Source organism: Vibrio sp. MMH1-50 (assembly GCF_022347645.1).
In the GTDB taxonomy this organism is placed as follows: Bacteria; Pseudomonadota; Gammaproteobacteria; order Enterobacterales; family Vibrionaceae; genus Vibrio; species Vibrio harveyi.
On the sequence record NZ_JAKRGG010000007.1, the window covers coordinates 137,808 to 153,879 of the forward strand.

The 16,072-nt window shown below is 46.5% G+C and carries 19 protein-coding genes; 8 read left to right on the forward strand and 11 right to left on the reverse strand.

The window, feature by feature from the left end; all coding sequences use genetic code 11:
* Window positions 1-100 precede the first annotated feature (100 nt).
* The 5 genes from MHO32_RS07915 to MHO32_RS07935 form a co-directional block, all read right to left on the reverse strand.
* Window positions 101-1,705, reverse strand: coding sequence for an ABC-F family ATPase (locus MHO32_RS07915; RefSeq protein ID WP_078609968.1), 1,605 nt, complete (start codon window positions 1,703-1,705; stop codon window positions 101-103).
* A gap of 206 nt (window positions 1,706-1,911) precedes the next feature.
* On the reverse strand, window positions 1,912-2,370 hold the full coding sequence (locus MHO32_RS07920; protein WP_009697950.1) for a hypothetical protein: 459 nt from the start codon (window positions 2,368-2,370) through the stop codon (window positions 1,912-1,914).
* A 13-nt stretch (window positions 2,371-2,383) separates the two neighbouring features.
* A complete protein-coding gene (locus MHO32_RS07925; protein WP_239211104.1) occupies window positions 2,384-4,057 on the reverse strand; it encodes an LruC domain-containing protein in 1,674 nt (557 codons plus the stop codon).
* Window positions 4,058-4,293: 236 nt separating this feature from the next.
* A complete protein-coding gene (locus MHO32_RS07930) occupies window positions 4,294-4,713 on the reverse strand; it encodes a VOC family protein (RefSeq protein WP_239211106.1) in 420 nt (139 codons plus the stop codon).
* 4 nt (window positions 4,714-4,717) lie between these two features.
* The gene (locus MHO32_RS07935) at window positions 4,718-5,518 is read right to left on the reverse strand and encodes a PhzF family phenazine biosynthesis protein (RefSeq protein WP_239211108.1); all 801 of its coding nucleotides are present in this window, start codon (window positions 5,516-5,518) and stop codon (window positions 4,718-4,720) included.
* 346 nt (window positions 5,519-5,864) lie between these two features.
* Here MHO32_RS07935 and MHO32_RS07940 point away from each other — a divergent pair, with 346 nt between their 5' ends.
* From MHO32_RS07940 to cydX, 8 genes are all read left to right on the forward strand, one after another.
* Window positions 5,865-6,821 (forward strand): MBL fold metallo-hydrolase, encoded by a 957-nt coding sequence (locus tag MHO32_RS07940; RefSeq protein WP_009702263.1) that lies wholly within the window; start codon window positions 5,865-5,867, stop codon window positions 6,819-6,821.
* The gene (locus tag MHO32_RS07945) at window positions 6,811-7,125 is read left to right on the forward strand and encodes a hypothetical protein (protein WP_009702264.1); all 315 of its coding nucleotides are present in this window, start codon (window positions 6,811-6,813) and stop codon (window positions 7,123-7,125) included. The genes MHO32_RS07940 and MHO32_RS07945 overlap by 11 nt, the downstream gene beginning before the upstream one ends.
* Complete coding sequence (locus MHO32_RS07950) at window positions 7,113-7,979, forward strand: DUF692 domain-containing protein (protein WP_010453176.1); 867 nt, start codon at window positions 7,113-7,115, stop codon at window positions 7,977-7,979. The genes MHO32_RS07945 and MHO32_RS07950 overlap by 13 nt, the downstream gene beginning before the upstream one ends.
* Window positions 7,972-8,703, forward strand: a complete 732-nt coding sequence (locus MHO32_RS07955) for an HvfC family peptide modification chaperone (protein ID WP_085319608.1) — start codon at window positions 7,972-7,974, stop codon at window positions 8,701-8,703. Before MHO32_RS07950 ends, MHO32_RS07955 begins: the two co-directional genes overlap by 8 nt.
* Window positions 8,700-9,299 carry an HvfX family Cu-binding RiPP maturation protein gene (locus MHO32_RS07960; protein WP_045374304.1) on the forward strand — a complete coding sequence of 200 codons (600 nt, stop codon included), beginning with the start codon at window positions 8,700-8,702 and terminating at the stop codon, window positions 9,297-9,299. The genes MHO32_RS07955 and MHO32_RS07960 overlap by 4 nt, the downstream gene beginning before the upstream one ends.
* An 88-nt stretch (window positions 9,300-9,387) precedes the next feature.
* Window positions 9,388-10,983: a cytochrome ubiquinol oxidase subunit I gene (locus MHO32_RS07965; RefSeq protein ID WP_239211111.1), complete on the forward strand. Its 1,596-nt coding sequence runs from the start codon at window positions 9,388-9,390 to the stop codon at window positions 10,981-10,983.
* 9 nt (window positions 10,984-10,992) lie between these two features.
* Entirely contained in the window at window positions 10,993-12,129 is a 1,137-nt protein-coding gene (gene cydB / locus MHO32_RS07970; protein WP_009701255.1) for a cytochrome d ubiquinol oxidase subunit II, read from the forward strand.
* A gap of 10 nt (window positions 12,130-12,139) precedes the next feature.
* Complete coding sequence (gene cydX / locus MHO32_RS07975) at window positions 12,140-12,247, forward strand: cytochrome bd-I oxidase subunit CydX (RefSeq protein WP_005453120.1); 108 nt, start codon at window positions 12,140-12,142, stop codon at window positions 12,245-12,247.
* A gap of 75 nt (window positions 12,248-12,322) precedes the next feature.
* Here cydX and MHO32_RS07980 read toward each other — a convergent pair whose 3' ends face one another.
* From MHO32_RS07980 to MHO32_RS08005, 6 genes are all read right to left on the reverse strand, one after another.
* Window positions 12,323-12,817, reverse strand: coding sequence for a GNAT family N-acetyltransferase (locus MHO32_RS07980; protein WP_009697959.1), 495 nt, complete (start codon window positions 12,815-12,817; stop codon window positions 12,323-12,325).
* Window positions 12,818-12,912: 95 nt separating this feature from the next.
* Window positions 12,913-13,380: an Sbal_3080 family lipoprotein gene (locus tag MHO32_RS07985; RefSeq protein ID WP_009697960.1), complete on the reverse strand. Its 468-nt coding sequence runs from the start codon at window positions 13,378-13,380 to the stop codon at window positions 12,913-12,915.
* Window positions 13,381-13,524: 144 nt separating this feature from the next.
* Window positions 13,525-13,989 carry an NUDIX domain-containing protein gene (locus MHO32_RS07990; protein WP_239211112.1) on the reverse strand — a complete coding sequence of 155 codons (465 nt, stop codon included), beginning with the start codon at window positions 13,987-13,989 and terminating at the stop codon, window positions 13,525-13,527.
* Window positions 13,990-14,019: 30 nt separating this feature from the next.
* On the reverse strand, window positions 14,020-14,349 hold the full coding sequence (locus MHO32_RS07995) for a hypothetical protein (protein ID WP_005453130.1): 330 nt from the start codon (window positions 14,347-14,349) through the stop codon (window positions 14,020-14,022).
* A gap of 141 nt (window positions 14,350-14,490) precedes the next feature.
* Complete coding sequence (locus MHO32_RS08000) at window positions 14,491-15,039, reverse strand: nuclear transport factor 2 family protein (RefSeq protein WP_239211113.1); 549 nt, start codon at window positions 15,037-15,039, stop codon at window positions 14,491-14,493.
* 11 nt (window positions 15,040-15,050) lie between these two features.
* Window positions 15,051-16,025 carry an alpha/beta hydrolase gene (locus MHO32_RS08005; RefSeq protein ID WP_038899290.1) on the reverse strand — a complete coding sequence of 325 codons (975 nt, stop codon included), beginning with the start codon at window positions 16,023-16,025 and terminating at the stop codon, window positions 15,051-15,053.
* Between the last annotated feature and the right edge of the window lie 47 nt (window positions 16,026-16,072).

Here is a 16,072-nt window from a genome sequence, read left to right on the forward strand (position 1 = left end):
CTATTAGGTTTAGATTAAATCACTATTGCGAATAATCTGTTGTATTCGTCGTCTCAAAGACGAACTTTACGTCCAATTATTCACGATGATCGGCGCTTGATTACGCAGCGCTAAGCACCTTTTGTTGGTGTGCCATGTACTCTTCAAATGTACCTTGGAAACTCACCAACTGTTTGTCTTTTACATCAATGATTGAAGTCGCCAATGACGATACAAACTCACGGTCATGACTAACAAAGATCAAAGTGCCAGTGTAGTCTTTTAATGCGCTGTTTAACGCTTCAATCGCTTCCATATCCATGTGGTTGGTTGGCTCATCCATAACCAAAACGTTGATGTCTTGCATCATTAGCTTACCAAACAGCAGGCGGTTCTTCTCACCACCCGAGCAGTTTTTCGCTTTTTTGTTGGCATCATCAGCGGTAAACAACAAGCGACCTAGAATGCCACGCACCATTAGGTCATTGTGCTTCACGGTACGCCACTGAGAGATCCACTCAAAGATGGTCAGATCGTTATCGAAGTCTGCACTGCTGTCCTGTGGGCAGTAACCAATCGAAGCGTTTTCAGACCACTTTACTACGCCCTGAGTTTGCTCTAGTTCGTTCACTAGGCAACGCAGCAAGGTCGTTTTACCCACACCGTTTTCACCGATGATCGCAAGGCGAGTGCCTGCTTCGAGTAACAAGTTGCCTTTTTCAAACAACAGCTCATCACCAAACGAGTGACCAAGGTCCTGCAGTTCCAATGCTAAACGATGCAGTTTTTTACCCTCACCGAAATCAATCGACGGGCTAACACGGCTACTTGCTTTCACTTCGTCGAGTTGGATTTTTTCCATCTTCTTCGCGCGAGAGCTGGCTTGTTTCGCTTTCGATGCATTCGCACCAAAACGGTTTACGAATTCTTGAAGTTCATTGATTTCAGCGGTTTTCTTCGCGTTAGAAGCCAATAACTGCTCACGACGAAGACCAGACGCCTCAAGGAAGTATTCATAGTTGCCAGGGTAAATGCGCAGTTCGCCGTAATCGATATCTGCCATGTGAGTACACACAGAGTTTAAGAAGTGACGGTCGTGCGAGATGATGATCATCGTACACTTACGTTGGTTCAGCTCTTCCGCCAACCAGTTGATGGTGTGAATATCCAAGTTGTTGGTTGGTTCGTCGAGCAACAAAATATCTGGGTTAGCAAACAGAGCTTGCGCCAAAAGCACACGCAGCTTCCAGCCCGGAGCAACTTGTTGCATCAAACCAAAATGCAGTTCTTCTTCAATACCCGCTTGAAGCAAAATATCGCCAGCACGGCTTTCTGCTGTGTAGCCGTCCATTTCTGCGAATTCGCTTTCCAGCTCAGCGACTTTCATACCATCTTCTTCACTCATTTCTGGTAATGAATAGATGCGGTCACGTTCCTGCTTCACTTCCCAAAGCTTGCGATCGCCCATGATCACAGCGTCAATCACACTGTATTGCTCAAACGCAAACTGATCTTGGCTCAATACGCCAAGTTTCAGCCCCGGAGTAATAGAAACGTTGCCCGAGCTTGGCGCTAATGCTCCGCTCAGGATTTTCATAAATGTCGACTTACCACAGCCGTTTGCGCCAATCAGACCATAACGGTTGCCGTTGCCAAATTTAGCAGAGATATTTTCGAACAGTGGCTCGGCACCAAATTGCATGGTGATATTGTTTGTACTAATGATAGCGGCGTCCTCGAAGGAAATTTCTTTTAAATAACAAGTTGTTAAATCACTTTCGAGATACGGTTAGAAAAGGGCATATTGAAAGTGGCCGCCATTCTATCTGATTCGTTCAATAGGTGATATAGGTCACGCTAATGTTGCGAAGGATTTTTATCAAAAACAAAGCGTGGCTTTAATCACGCTTTGCTTATTAACGACATCTTGGATTAAAAATCGAGATGGTAATTGTTGTTGGATTGATTCAACGAAATCACCCAGTTCTTCTCAGATTCACTAGCGCTCATTGGCACCCATTGTGCGTACAACTTGGTCCAATTACCATTCACCTCCAACTCAACCTGGCTGGTTCGCGTTGGGTAGACTGTTGTTATCCGTGACATAGGGTCCGCGATCACATCCCCATTCTCAGTGGTAAATGCCGCTTTAGTATAGAGGTGTAATGCACCATCAGCAGAGCCTTGGTAGTTCATGGACAGAGTAATCGTCTCACCAATATCAAAAGAAAAGTCGCGCTGCGCCACAATGTCTTGCGTATCATCAACCTCGTCAGCAACAGGTGTTGGTGCTGGCGTAGAAGAACCGCCACCTCCGCCGCCCCCGCCTCCACAAGCAGCGACTAAGGTTGAAGCAAACATGATGGTCAGTAGTTTTGTCGAAGTATTCATGTGATGCTCCTTGTTATTCCGTTGCTGAGATAGCTTTGCCGCTGGCTGCCGTCTTGTACCAATCAGTATCCGTTTCGCCACTGCTGGTTACCCATGTTGGGAATCCTGTGTAGGCGTGGCTGATGTCAGTATTCTCGGTTGGGTGATCCCATTCATCACGAATGTTGATTGCCCAAGGCATATTGTTACTGGTTAGGAAGTATTCTGAACCGCCCGTGTCATCGTCATGCAAGTTGTACAAAGCGTTATTCATCTCGCTTGTGCCAGAAAACGACTTAAGGTGGGTTTGCCACGTCATCCCCGGGAAGGTTGCGACAAAGTCACCGTGGTACGTGCCTTCTGCCGCAAAGATGAATGAGTCATAAGGCGGGTAGCCGACTTGGTCTCGTGCGACTGGCGTGGTCAGTTCAACCACCATTTGGTAGCTGAGAATATCGGTCGCTTGCTGATTCAAACAATTGCTCTGAGTACGATAATAAGTACAACCTGATGTCAAAACGCCGAGTGCATCCAGTTCCGCTCTTAAGTTCTCAGATACCACCAACACTGTTTCACTGCCAGATTGAAGCACCGTATGTTCCACCGCTTGACCATTTTTGGTCACCGTTACTGATGCTACGTTGGACGAATCCACATTAGGGAGATTCACGGCAAAACCATTGGAATAGCCTGCTCCCATGGCTTGCAGGGTGTAATCGACGGTAATGGTCTTTAATTCACGTTGACCATTCAAAAGTTCGGTTACACGATAGCGCCACACCACATCGTTGAAGTCGTAGTCACCCATTAACGGCCAGCGATCTTCGAACGCCATCGTCGCGTAAGTATCAGAGCTTGGGTAAACTGATGTGACTGTGACTTCCGGATCATTTTCTTGAACCAACACTTCGTATTTCGAATCGGTAGTGCCATCGGTGTTCACACCATCCACCGCCGAGAAAGGTGTAATGTCCACGGTAAAAATCAAGTCGTTGAAATCGTTATCGCCACTCGGACGGCGAATGTCTTCAAAACCAAGCACCAAAAATTCATTCTCGGTATCCAAGAACGCAACGTTATGGCGGCGGTAATTAGCGGTCGTTTCTGGATTCAAGCTGGATAGACTGTAGAAAGGCGTATTCCAGGGACCAAGATACGGAATGTTATTGTAAGTACTTGCACTCCAACCATTTGGAATAACAAAGAAAGCTAAGGTTTGTCCTGCGGTCAGTTGAACATCAAGTTCAATCGTGTCCCCTTCTTGCATATCCCCATCAGGCGCTTTGGATGCGTTCGGGAAGATAACCATATGAGTGACAATATCGTCTTTGCTTGCTGGCGGGTTGTCAGTGTCATAAACAAAATACCCGAGAGAATTACGATACCCAGCCCCTTCGTTTAAAAAAGTGACAGACGCTGTCGCATAATCCGCACCGTTGAGTTCATCATCGATGTCGATATTAGAATAACGGTCCGGCGCGATAAATGCGGTATTGACGTAAGTACCTTCTGGCAGCATCGAATAGACATTCGTCAGGGTATCTTGAGGCAAAGTATCCGCAATAGAAATGGTCTCAAGTGGTTTACCCTTGATGGTGTAATTTGAATTGTCGCTGCCTGATTCGAACGATAAATCACTGGTAGTGAGTGCGTATCCGGACATCGATACGCAACAACTGGTTAGCGCAATAAGTTTCCCTGCTTTCATATTATTCCCCTCATCAACTGAATCGTTGGTCGTAGAGGGTTAACGCAAATATGATGCCGAAATTACCTCATTTAAAAACATAGAGTTATATTGATTTAAATGTCATTCTCATTTTGAGAATTAAGCTGATAGGCAAAGTGAAGCGAAATGGGAAGAGAAGAAAAAAATGCAAGAGGCGGACATTTGAAACAAAAAGAGCGCCCCGAAAGACGCTCTTAATATCGATGAGTTCGAATCTATGAACGCACAGCCATTGGGTGGTTTGGACTCATTTCTAGCAAGTCCCACAGGTTGCCATAGAGATCTTCAAATACGGCGACAGTGCCGTAGTCTTGCTCCGCTGGCGGGCGAACAAACTTAATGCCCTGCTCTACCATTCGGTTGTAGTCGCGCCAGAAGTCATCGGTGTTTAAAAATAGGAACACACGTCCACCAGTTTGGTTACCGATGAAGTCATGCTGCTCTGGCTTAGACGCTTTGGCTAGCAATAATGTCACACCATTAGAACCCGGTGGAGAAACCACAACCCAGCGCTTATCTTGTTCTGGTTGGTACGTATCTTCCATCAGCTCAAACTTCAGCTTATTCACATAAAAGTCTATCGCTTCATCGTAATCTTTTACGACCAAAGCAATATGGATAATGGATTGTTTCATCGCGTTATACCTTTAGTTTTCCGCTGATTACCGTCTTTGCAGAGCCAATCAGTTTAATGCGTCCGTTTTCAAGCAATTCGGTTTGTAAATGGCCACCGCGGGCTGAGGCTTGATAAGCGCGGAACTGGTTTTGACCGAGTTTTTGCGACCAAAACTGAGTCAGTGCGCAATGGGCTGAGCCTGTGACAGGATCTTCATTCACGCCCACCCAGGGGGCGAAGTAACGCGAGATAAAGTCGAGATCCGGAGAATTCGATTGAGCAGTTACCACCACACCACGCCCTTGAATGTTCTTTAATGCGTCAAAGTTAGGCTCGAGTTCCAACACGGTTTTTTCATTGTCGACTTCAATAAAGCCTTTGCTGTCAAACTGAGCGTAAGAAACCACCTGCTCCGCTTTCAATCCAAGTGCCGCTAGCAACGTAGCGTCTTGTTCAACATCCATTTCAAGCTGAGTCGAAGGAAAATCGAGCTCAATTGTCGACTCGTTTACTTTTGCATGAAGCTCACCAGAGAGAGTTTGAAAGGCAATGGTATCGCCAACCTTCGCTAATCCTTGTTCTTTTAAGATTTGCGCTGTGGCTAATGTGCCATGACCACATAGCGCCACTTCTACCTTAGGTGTGAACCAGCGCAGTCGCATGTCTTTCAGACAGAGAAAAGCAGTTTCTGATACCGCCATTTCTTCAGCGATAGAGAACATCAATGCTTCTGGTAACGGTTCTTGTGAGAGACTGACTCCAGCAGGGTTTCCTTTGAAAGGTTCGGTGGTGAAAGAGTCCACTTGGTAGATATCGAGATCCATGATGCGCTTCCTAATACTGCTATTTTGGCAAGATACCAAACAGCTTATCGGTTTCATGGTAAAGCGACAATGCATGCCCTGATTGTTCTTGCAAAACACAAATAAAAGGCACCTTTCACGGTGCCTTTTTACATTCTGATGCTTGTTCAGCTCAAACTAATAACGTTCAATTTACCTGAACGAAACTTTAAAATTACTAGATATAATTAACCATTCATATTGGATATCTTATTCCCGTGCTTTGACGGACATCAAAAACAAATCGTTTTTCCTGCCTCTTCAACACTTCTTTGGATGCTCACCCAAAGGAAATAAATAAGAAAAATCAAACTCATAGGTATTTGATATGAAACAGCCTTTAAAAGCGTTAGTGCTGGCTCTGGGGTTATCTCTCGGAGCCGCCAACAGTTACGCACTCTCTCTCGAACCGCTAGACAAAGATTTTACTTTGCAACTTCTTGGTTCTGGCGGACCAATCTCTGATGACCTTCGTGCCTCGTCTGGTGAACTGGTTTGGTGGAAAGGAAAATCACGCGTGATGATCGATGCCGGTGGCGGTGTTTATCTGCGTTTTGGGCAGGCGGGCGGCAAACTGGAAGACTTAGATTTCCTTGGTTTAAGTCACTTTCACACCGACCACGTTGCCGACGTTCCAGCCCTGCTAAAAGGGGGGTACTTCTTTGATCGTGAAGATCCTCTCGATATCGCGGGTCCAGAAGCGGGCTCTGCATTTCCTAGCTTGACTGGTTACATGAAAGCGCTTTTCGACGGTGATGAAGGCGCGTACGCATATCTGAACGGTTTGTTTGATGGCAGCGATGGCTTGTTCCCTGTCACCATTACCGATGTGCCATACAAAACTTCCCAAGGCACCAAGGTGTACGAGCAAGATGGGTTAACCATTTACGCACTGGGTATCCCACACGGCGACGTTCCTTGTCTCGCTTTTCGAATCGAAAGTGCCGAAGGCGTGATGGTGATTTCCGCTGACCAAAACGGCAGTAACCCTGACTTCATCGACTTCGCTAAAGGTGCGGACATCTTATTGATGCCATTAGCTATTCATGAAGAAGCCGACGAAGTCTCATCGTTTATGCACGCTAAGCCATCGGTTGTCGGCAAGATCGCCGCAGAAGTGAATCCAAAACTCTTGGTGCTTAACCACTGGATGGGCTTAGGTCTAAAACTCAAACCAGCTTCCATCAAGATCGTTAAAGAGTACTACCACGGTCAAGTTATTGCTGGTCACGATTTATCTAGCTACCCAATGAGCGCAGCGAAGGAGATGTCTCATGAACAATAAACTTGCTCTATCTATCGCGATGACGTCTGTCATTACTTTGAACTCAAGCATGGCGTTTGCCGATGCACCCACAGAAGCTCCCGTAGAGGCTCAATCCAGCTCTCAACATGGCGGTAAGTGTGCGGCTGGTAAATGTGGTACAGAGAAACGCTTTGAGAAACAAGAACTAAAGAACGATCCACAAGGTCGCTTGGTACGCGCTCGTGACGGCAAATGTGGCGTGACTGGCGAAGGTATTAACCCTTCAGAAGAAACCATCAAACTCACCAAAAGCAAAGTAACAGGTGGCGTATGCGGACAATAACCGATACATCAAAAGGGATTGGGCTGCGCAGCGAACACGTTGACTTGCTGTGTCAGTTGCCCGAGCACCCAGATATCGATTTCCTCGAATTAGCACCGGAAAACTGGATGAATATTGGCGGCTTGAAACGTGAACAGCTGCAAGACATTGCGAAATATTATCCGCTTGTCGCTCATGGCTTGAGCTTATCGATTGGTGATTGCCAACCGTTAAACGAGTCTTTTGTACGAGACGTCGCACGCTTTCTCGATGAATTTAATATCGACATCTATAGCGAACATCTGAGTTTCTCTAGAGACAATCAGGGCTATTTGTATGAACTGCTTCCGATCCCTCGACATAAAGAGAACATTCCGTATTTGGTCGAACGCATTCAACGCGTGCAAGACATTATTCAGCGTCCATTGGCGTTAGAGAATATCTCTTACTACCACGATTACGGACATGAAATGCCAGAGGGCGAGTTTATCGCTGAAGTGAGTGACCGCAGTGGATGTGAGCTGCTTATCGACATCAACAATGTGTTCGTCAACAGCCGAAATCATCATTTCTGCCCTTACGACATGCTGAGTACTTTACCAAGCGACGCGATTCGTTATTACCACATTGCGGGTCACTTGAAAGAGCGTGATGACTTCTTGCTCGATACCCATGGAAAGCCAGTGCCTGATGAAGTGATTGATCTGGCTCGTTACACCTACTCGGTGCATGGCAGCAAACCTTTACTGCTTGAGCGCGACCACAATGTGCCGTCGTTGCTTGTTCTGGCTGAAGAGCTTCGCAGCATTCATGGCGAGATCTTGGATTTCAGTCAAACACTCGAAGTGTTGTGTAAGGAGGTGCTCAATGCTTAATCCTCCGAGCAAAATGCGCGCGCAAACCGAGTCCCTAACGGCTCTAATTCGCACGCCTATGAATCAGCATGCGCTGTGTCGATATAGCGAATTTATCCGCGACAACATCTTGGGTGTCGTTGCGAATACGTTCCCTCTATTTTCTTCGCAGTTCGCTGATGAACAACTTGAGCGCATGGTGGATGACTTTGTGGTGATGCATGGCGCATCCGAGCCTGAGTTTCATCATATTGCCACCGAGTTTGTTCAATTTTTGCAGCAGAAAGTGCATCAAGACTCTAGCTCTATTTCTGCCGATCAGATGGCGTTGTTGGAATATGAATGGGTGGCGTTCAATGTAGAAATTGACACCTTAGTCGCGGCATTCACTTCTTCATCGAATCCGATACTAGAAGAGAACCAAGTGCTGCAACTCAACCCAACATTAAGGCTGCTCGAAGTGCCTTTCTTGCTGCATCAAGACTCCGTGACTTTCCTAACTCAAAGGCGTCACCCTGTGTTTTATGGCGTGTTTCGGAACTCACAACATCATGTGATATCGCAAAAGCTCAGAGAAGTGGATGTCGCATTGATTCAGCTATTACAACAGCAACCAAACCTGACTCTGGCGCAACTACAACAAATGATTGCTCAGCAACTCGCCAGATTCAGTTTCATGGAGTGGGCTCAACACTTCAGTGAACTAGGACTCGTCAGCGTCCGCCCTTCAGGAGAAAAATTATGATTAAGTCAGCCCTCAATTGGTTCGACGGTCTCGTCGAGAAATGCAAAAGATACGATTACTTAGCGTTGCTTGCGATTCGTCTCTACCTCATTCCGGTCATTTTCGTTGGCGCTCGCTCTAAGGTGCTGGGCTTCTCTGGCACCGTCGCGTGGTTTGGCGCGTCCACCGCAGATGGAGGTTTGAACTTACCATTTCCCGAGTTGTTAGCGTTTCTTGCCGCAGGTACGGAAGTGCTTGGCTGTATTTGTATCGCTTTGGGTTTGTTTACCCGAGTGATGTCGATTCCGATGATTTTCTTGATGAGCGTTGCGAGCGCAATGGTGCACTGGAAACACGGTTGGGATGCCATCGCCACCAGCGGCATGGAAGCAACAGTACGTTTGAACGGCTTTATTGAATGGTTAGCAACCAACTTCCCAGGTCGATACAACTACATCACCGAATTGGGCGACCCAGTAATGCTCAACAACGGTATGGAGTTCGCAGCCACCTACTTTGTGATGTTGCTGGTGCTGTTCTTCTACGGCGGTGGTCGCTACGTAAGCTTGGATTACTGGTTGAGAAAACCTTTCTCTCGCACACCAGCAAAAGCGTAACTCAAGCGCCCCAAGCTTTAACGCTTAATTAAACAGACTAATAATAACCTTATCTAACCCGCTACTCTGGTAGCGGGAAGGAGTCCTTATGTTTGCAGATGTCGTTGATCTGTCGCGGTTTCAGTTCGCTAGTACCGCACTCTATCACTTTATATTCGTCCCACTGACCATAGGTTTGTCTTTCTTGCTGGCTGTTATGGAGTCTTTGTACGTCATGACGGGGAAAACCATCTACAAGGACATGACCAAGTTCTGGGGTAAGTTATTCGGGATTAACTTTGCCGTGGGCGTGGCGACCGGTCTTACCATGGAGTTTCAATTTGGTACCAACTGGGCGTATTACTCTCACTATGTGGGTGATATTTTCGGGGCACCGCTTGCCATCGAAGCCTTGATTGCCTTCTTCCTCGAATCCACCTTAGTCGGCATGTTCTTCTTCGGTTGGGATCGATTATCAAAACGCCAACACTTGTCGGTCACTTGGCTGACGGCTCTGGGTTCTAACTTCTCTGGCTTGTGGATTTTGATGGCAAACGGCTGGATGCAAAACCCTGTCGGCGCAGAATTTAACTACCAGACCATGAGAATGGAAATGATCAACTTTGCTGATGTGGTGTTTAACCCCGTCACGCAAGTTAAGTTTGTTCATACCGTGGCTGCCGGTTATACCACAGGTGCTTTGTTTGTAATGGGCATCAGTGCTTACTACTTACTCAAAGGTCGAGATATCTCTTTCGCTCGCCGATCGTTTGCAGTGGCGTCAGCATTTGGCATGGCTGCGATTGTGTCGACATTGATGCTGGGTGATGAATCGGGTTACGAGCTTGGTGATGTTCAACAAGTAAAACTCGCGGCAATTGAGTCCGAGTGGCACACCGAAGAAGCACCTGCCTCGTTCACGCTATTTGGCTTACCAAACCAAGAAACCATGGAAACCGACTACGCCATTAAGATTCCATATCTAATGGGGATCATCGCGACTCGCTCGCTGGATGAGCCAGTGATGGGCTTACGCGATCTGATGGCGCAGAACGAAGATCGCATCCGCGATGGTATCCAAGCTTACGGCATGCTAGAGGAACTTCGCGCAGGTAACGACAGTCCTGAAAACATCGCTCAATTCGATGAGATGAAGAAAGATCTCGGCTACGGTCTGCTATTGAAGAAATACACCGAGAACGTCACCGACGCGACTGAAAGCCAAATCAAGCAAGCTGCGCAAGATACGATTCCTCAAGTAGCACCTCTGTTCTGGAGCTTCCGAATCATGGTGGCTTGTGGGGTATTGATGTTCGCGATTATCGGTTTGTCTTTCGTCCAAGTCTGCCGCAAAAAGTTGGGTTCGAGCCCTTGGCTATTGAGAGCAGCACTATGGGCGATTCCATTGCCTTTCATTGCTTGTGAAGCGGGTTGGTTCGTTGCCGAATACGGACGTCAACCATGGGCAATTGGTGAGGTACTTCCGGTCAATATGGCGGTATCTAACCTCGCACCAAGTGACATTTGGATTTCGCTCGGCTTTGTTTATGTACTCTACACAACGTTCTTGATTGTAGAAATGTTCTTGATGGTGAAGTTTGCCAAACGTGGACCAAGCGTGCTTAAAACGGGTCGCTATCACCACGAAGAAAACAACAAAAAAGACAAACAATCCGACACATTCAAACTGATTGATCAGCACTAAGGAGGCACTATGTTTGATTACGAAAACCTACGCCTATTTACTTGGGCGATCGTTGGTGTGCTGTTGATTGGTTTTACCATCACCGACGGATTCGATATGGGGGTAGCCGCGCTGCTCCCTGTTATGGGGAAAAAGAACCTAGAGCGCCGCGTAATGCTTAACGCTATCGCGCCGCACTGGGACGGCAACCAAGTTTGGCTGATCACCGCTGGCGGTGCCATCTTCGCGATATGGCCCTTGGTATACGCCGCAGCGTTCTCCGGATTCTATATTGCCATGCTGTTGGTACTCGCATCCCTTTGGTTGCGCCCTATTGGTATGGATTACCGAGCTAAAATCGATAATCCGCAATGGCGCAATGTGTGTGATATCGCCTTGTTCATCAGCGGTGTTATTCCACCGATTATCTTTGGGGTTGGCTTCGGTAACTTGTTGGTTGGCGTACCGTTCGAGTTAAACAACTTGCTGATGCTCGATTATCAAGGTGGGTTCTTTGACTTGCTCACTCCATTCCCAATTCTGTGTGGCTTGGTGAGTTTGACCATGGTGGTGACGCAAGGTGCTGCTTTCCTTCAAATGAAGACAAAACATGATCTACGAGCACGAGCACAAAACATCACGTTGTGGGGTGCGGGTGCAACCATGATGTTATTTATGTTCGGTGGTTTGTTTGCGGCATCGCAATCCGGTTACATCATCATCGGCGCGATGCTAAAAGATGGCATTTCAAACCCACTCAACAAACAAGTGGTGAGTATTGCTGGTGATTTATTGCATAACTTCAGCGAAATGCCACAACTTTGGCTGATTCCCTTCACTGCGGTAACCAGCTTACTCGTGTGCTTTTGGGCAACCGTCTCTCGCCGTGCTGGGGTGGCGTTTACCATGTCGAGCATTGCGATTGCTTGCATCATCTTAACGGCAGGCGTCACCTTGTTTCCGATGATCATGCCGTCAAGCATCAACCCATCGCACAGCTTAACGTTATGGGATGCCACATCGAGTGAGAAAACGCTTGGCATTATCTCTATCGTTGCCATCATCGTTGTGCCTGTGATTCTGGGCTACACCGCATGGTGTTACTACAAAATGTTCGGACGTTTGGATAACAACTACATCCGCAGCAACAGCTCATCGCTCTATTAAGGAGGCAAGTATGTGGTACATGTGTTGGGTACTTGGCGTATTGCTCGCCTGCGCCTTTGGTGTCATCAATGGTTTATGGCTAGAGAACGCAGGACGCTTTGAAGAGGATGAGTTCTAATTTCTCACTTCATAATGGAACATTCTCAATAACAAACGCCCTCATTCACGAGGGCGTTTGTTCATCTCAATGAATTTACTCTGCCGACAATCGATAGCGGCGCACTTCGTATTGGTCTTGTTCTGAATAAAATGTATTGAGAAACTCGCCACCCGCCTTTTCGATCACGCGCCTTGATGCGGTATTGTTCACATCACAAGTAACGATAGCGCTGTCTTCTATAACCTCGGCTTTCACCCAATTCAACATGAATGTGGCGATGCCTTTGCCTTGAGCATCTGGCGCGGTTTCGTAACCAATATGCCCTATCACATTTTCAAGATAGTCGTTATTACCATCACGAACCCGAATCGAACCAAGTATCACCCCTTCCTCTATACAGAAGTATGTCGAAGACGGCGTCCAACCTTCCGGCAAGCCTTCGCCTTTCGCGTATCCAATTCGTTTTTTCAGCAACGCTTCACTGTCGCTTTGGGCGATGATGTACATTTCCATTCCCGCCAGAGCACACTTTTCAACATACTGCTCAAACGCTTCAAAATGGCTGAGATTGGCTTTAACTATTTCCATATAGCACCATCTTTTCAGGCTTAAATATCACAAAAAATAAAGCTCAAAAGAAGGACATTACTTTCGAGCTTTCATTATGTTCTTAAGCTGTGTATTTAGATTTCACCAGATTTGATTTTCTGTTGAGCATCGCTAATTGTCTGCTCTCCAAATAAGATCTTAATCATCGACTCGATACGCTTGGTATCTGTACCAAATTTGTCCAAATTACCATTGTTTGGCGCTTTAAATTCAACTTGACCAACTTTCTGGTCATTTTTATAAGCGTTAATCTTTGCATCCGCAATAAAGGTTCTAAAGTCCCAACTCCAGCGAGACACATAGGTTAGCGTCAGTTCATCTGCCTTAGGTGCAGTGCCATCACTGACCACTGTACATTTACGCGCAGTGTCTAAGCACCATTCTTGCAAAGAATCTAAGAACACTGCTCTTGTCGCATTATCTTTTACGATGGTGATTTCTTTGCTTTGATTCGACTGCGCAATCGGCTCAGCCGTATATTTAGGTGCGGAACAACCTGCTAATACAACAGGAAGAGCTAGAACTAGAGCTTTTTTAAACATATTTTTTCTCTGCTTATAAATAACAACCAATGACGCCAAATGAATAATCAGCATCGAATGTTGGATACTGACAGTTTTCATTCAATGCCTCAATAATCTTTCTCACAAAATCAACAGGATAAATACATTCTAGTTCGATGATTATTACGAAACTAATGGCTCGATGTTTTCTGCAAATAAGCACTCAAGAGGATAAGGTAAAGCAAGTGTCGGCATATCTGATCTCGAGAACCAAGCCAGCTCGAGCGTCTCCTCATCTAAGTCTTCTGCAAACTGTCCTGTTTGTTGACACTTAAACATGATCACTGTGTATTCAACTTGGTCTCCGTTTGGATAAGCAAAACCAAATCCCTCTCCACCAAAAACACCAAGCACACGTTCAACTTCAACCGCGAGTCCGGTTTCTTCTCTTACTTCTCGAATCACAGCTTGCGAAGGTGACTCTCCTGGTTCAATCATGCCTGCTGGTAAGCTCCAACTGCCATCAGATTTCTTTTGCAACAGAACCTGGTTGCTTTCATTAAGGATCACAGCGGCAACGCCCGGAATCATTAATACTTGATTACCTATTTTGCTGCGTAGCTCTTTTACGTAGTGACTGGCACTCATTTATCTTCCTTGAACTTAGTATTTAGTTTCTCACCAGACATTCATTTTGAAATACAACAAGAAACAGCTGATAAAGATCAAGCCACACCATGAAAAAAAGCTTATCGCCTTCTGTTCAGTCGTTGCTTCCTCAGGATCTGGGTGCAAAATGCCATAAAGGCAGGCAATGGGGATCAACTCGTAAGTTTTGCCAATGTATTGATGCCCCATTTCGAGAAATGGTGGAATGTACAAATACACCACAGCGTAAGTAATAAAATAAAGTATGCCGAGGATCCGGTTCAAGCCAATGACTTGCCCTTCTCGATAAAACCAAATTAACGCCGCTACCCCTGCAAGTATTGCGATGAGTAAAAACATCCGTTCTTCTACCCTTCTTTTTAATTTTCTCCCACCCTATTTAAACCACTCAATTAATCAATCAGTTATGCAACTAAACACGATACAGCTCAAATAGAAAAAGGCACCAATTGGTGCCTTTGTGACGCTCTGACGCGTTTATTAGTACGTCACTTTCAGTGCTTCGCGCACTTTTAAGTTCTGCGCTGCATGCTTAGGCGCGTCTGCCAAGATATTTCGGCTACCTTGTTCTGATTTTCGATTCAGTGTCACTGAAGTGATTTGCCAGTTATCGCCCGCCCGTTGCAAACCAAACTCGTATTCACCCGAAACCGCCCAAAAACCCTCTTCACCGAGCCAATGACTTGCAGTGAAATCCACTGTCGCACTCGCCTTATCGCCATCAATAGAGACGTTCAGATTGCTCAAGTCATGGAATGTCGCATCAAACCCAGGCAAGAATCCCGCCCACTGCTGCATTAAATCTTGGCGTTTGACTTGTTGGGCTTCACCGCCAAACAGCGTGGTGTAATCCACCGTCAATTCTGGAGCGAACAATCGACCTAAGTATTCAAATGCGCCTTGGTCTGCCAAAGCCGAGAAGCTGTTAATGTTGCTACGAATTTTCGCTTCGTCCAAAGACATGGTTTGAGCATTCACATTCATGGCAATCACTCCGACAAACAGCAACCATAGTTGTTTAAGCTTCATCACACGATTCCTTATAGGTTCGCTTCGAAATGCTCGACAACTTCATCGACAGCCAGTTTTACCGCTTCTGACTGGTCATAGAAATCGAATTGATTGATGTCGTATAACCATACTGCGTTAACGTTGCTACCAGCATTCTCGATGTAACGATGCGCACCAGCAGGCAGAGCCATGGCTTCAGATGCCACCATTAGCACTGGTTTATCTTGTGTTGCTGCGCTTGCTTGAGCGTCGTAGTTCAACCAACCAGCCCATGATGCAACGTTGTATTGGTTGTCATATTCAGGAATCAAACCGCGGTCAGTCTCCGTGTAGTAAGGCGCTTGGAACATCAATGCGCTCTCATTGGTTGTGCTTGCCGCTTCGATGTAAACCGGAGTCGATGAATGTGCTGCCTCTTCCGCTGCTGCAAGTAGGTTTTTCGCGCTTTCTTCGCCGCCATAAATTTCAGTCGCCATCGCTTTATCGTGCAGCCAAGGAGCAACCACTGCCGCGGCTTTTACTTTGTCATTACCGGCAACCGCATCTAGCATGTAACCCGCCGATGCACAGATACCCAAACCACCGATGCGTGATGCATCAACGCCATCGAGTTGACTCATCGCTTCAATCACTGCGCGAATGTCTGCGGTTTTACGTGCAGGGTCTTCTAAGTACATCACGTGGTCTCTGCTTTCACCCCAACCACGGAAATCAAACGTCAATGCCGCGTAATCTCGCTCTGCCAATGCTTGGGCATAAACCGCCGGCATCTGCTCTTTCACTGTTGTCCACGCCCCCGTCACGATAACAACTGGGGCATTCTTCGCACCTTTTGGTAGGTAAAGGTTTGCAGCTAGTTGACCAACTTGAGTATTGAGTTCGATGTGTTTCATGGTGGTGTCCTCTAAAGCTAGGTTCGTGTTGTTGTCATTTGCAGAAACTGAGTGAGCAAAGGTGGTGAACGGCAAACTACCTAATAGTAGTAAAAGCGATTTCTTAAACATGGCATCCTCTCTGTCTTATATTTTGCCTGAGCTGTCCGGCTAACTTG